Source organism: Psychrobacter sp., from assembly GCF_035469765.1.
GTDB lineage: Bacteria > Pseudomonadota > Gammaproteobacteria > Pseudomonadales > Moraxellaceae > Psychrobacter.
Map to the genome: position 1 here is coordinate 1 of NZ_DATIRM010000012.1, position 2,602 is coordinate 2,602.

The 2,602-nt window shown below is 42.5% G+C and carries 2 protein-coding genes; both read right to left on the minus strand.

Annotation, left to right across the window (positions count from 1 at the left end; genetic code table 11):
* Positions 1-960 (minus strand): ESPR domain-containing protein (locus VLN09_RS00255; protein WP_325242966.1); only part of this gene is annotated, 960 nt, incomplete at its 3' end.
* 311 nt (positions 961-1,271) lie between these two features.
* On the minus strand, positions 1,272-2,602 hold a 1,331-nt coding region (locus tag VLN09_RS00260), incomplete at its 5' end, for a sensor histidine kinase (protein ID WP_325242968.1).

Genomic DNA, 2,602 nt, shown 5'->3' on the forward strand with positions numbered 1-2,602 from the left:
CGATTTAACACTGTAATATTTGGTTTTGTTGTCTGCAATGGTTGTGTTGGTGGCATGCAATTGACTGCCATTAATCGCATCAGTACTGTTTGCATTAACTGCTCCAGCAGCAACGTGTTTAATCTGACGCTCACGCCCTAATGAGCCAACAGAGACTTGATCACCAACTCTCTGTGCAGAACCAGCAACACTATATGATACGCCACCAACTGACATGGTCGTCTCTTTGGTTGCATCAGTGAGTGTAGTTGAACCCGCACCTAAAGCTACTGAACCATCTCGACTTGCTGAAGCACCCATACCAAAGGCAGAGGATGCCGCGCCTGACGAGCTTGAACGTACGCCAACAGTGGTAGAGAGATTGCCCTCAGACCGTGCTTTAACACCAATTGCTACCGATGCCGCGCCCTTTGATTCAGTATGCCCATCATATCGATTATATTCATCCTCTATGATGTTACTACCTGTATAACCTTTAAAAATTTCATTGATGCTGTATTCTGATGCATCATCTAAATCATCACCGCCAATGGCAATAGATGCGTCGCCGCTTGATACGACATTTGCTCCAATGGCGATAGACTGCTGTCCACTTGCAGTAGTGTATTCACCATTTGAGCCACCACCGATAGCTATACCCTGACCTCCAGAGGCTGTAGCATTCTTACCTATAGCAATGCCATGATCCATGCTTGCTGTAGCATTAGTCCCACATTCTACTGTTGTCGAGCCATTGCAAGAGGCAGCATTCACCTGAAGACTGAAGCCTGCTGCAAGCAGCCCTAACCCTATTGCGGTTAGTCTAAAGGCATTGTTGGATGAAAGATTGGATGTCGTATTGATGGTAGCGTTTGCATTTACGCTAGATTTGGAAGATTTGCCACCTGTCTTTGCGTATTCACCAACTGCAGTGAAACAACTTAAAGCTTCATTCCATATTACCTTATAGATACGGTTCATAATGTGTACTCCCTTACAGATTTATCAGATTTACAAAATCAAAGTTAAAATCTATTTTTTAGAGAGTTTATGTAACAAAATAAGACATTTATAAGGATATAGAGTTAGAAGTTAGGTATAAAAAATTACTTAAATTGCTACTTGAGAAATAAAGCGTCTTGTTTTGTAAAATCATTATTACTCTCTGTATATTATTATTAATGAATATACAGAGAGTCTCAACACTGATCGGCGGCATTTTACTACCGTTCGTCCGATATATTCATTATATTTAATATATTTAATGAAATATCTCCATATTTAAGAATATTTCAGTTAACAGGTAATATTATCGTTATCACGAGCCCCAGTATGTGGTCTTGGCGATTATGGATAGTGATTTGACCTTTATGTGCCATTACCACTGCATGGACAATTGCCAGCCCCAATCCATAACCTCCCGTTTCGCGATGCCGTGCAGTATCAAGCCTGACAAAAGGCTGAAAAATACGCTCTAGATCCTGTTCTGCAACACCGCCACCCTCATCGGTTATAGTTATTTGAATGGCTGCTGTTTGGTTATTTATCTGCACTTCTTGTACTTCCGCCTCCACTGTCGAGTCAACAGCAGTGTGCATAAAGGCATTACGAATGATGTTTTCAAGAGCACTGTGCAGCTGTTCTTGATTGCCCATTACTGTGCACGAACCCTGCAATAAAGACACGCTTGGCTGCCATTGCCAATGTATATTTTTATGCTGAAACTCAAAGCAAACATCTTGACCAATCTCGCTGATAATTTCACAGATATCTACTGCTTCATTTTCTAGATTGTCGATAGTATACTGCTGCATTTGCAGCGATTGAATACGGATAATTTGCTCAATCAGCTCATTCATCCGCGTCGATTCTTTATCGATACGGTCTAAGTAGCGGCTGGCATTGGGCGCAAAATCTCGTGTCAGCTCAGTGGCTACATCAAGACGAGCGAGCGGAGAACGCAGCTCATGGGAGATATCACTTAACATTTGCTTACGTGCGAGCTCACTATCAGCCAATCGTGTCGACAGCAAAGCCACATCTTTTGCCAATAGTCCCAATTCATCAGAACCCAAACTTGATAGCTGTGAATTAACCTCATAATTACCATCAATCATACGGTGCACCGTATCCTGCACACGTCCAATACGCTGAGTCAGCGTACGACTGAGCCAAAAGCATACCAAAACGCTAAACATGATAATCAATAGTAGCCGCAGTATAAAATTACCACGCTGCAACCCTAAAACGTCTTTGAATAATAAGTGCGGACGCAGCTGTATGAGGATATTTTCGCCATTTGGCATCACAACAGTGACCTCAGCCAACTCAGGTCGGCTATCAATGTCAGCAATGGCTTCATGAGGCGCTATCGGTCGCAAGATATCATCAAGATTGAACGGCTTAGTATCTGAGTCAGCACTCTTCATATGATTATTAAAGCGATAGCCACTATAAGGATTTTTATCTGCACGCTCTTTGTGGTTAGCACTCTCATTTATAGCGCTACGATTCTCTGACGATGCAGATGGCAAAGTCTCTATCGTTTGGCTTTCCTCTCCTCGACCTTCTCGTCCTTCTCTAAAACGATATCTTGGAAAGATAATAGCGCCCTGCTCATCAT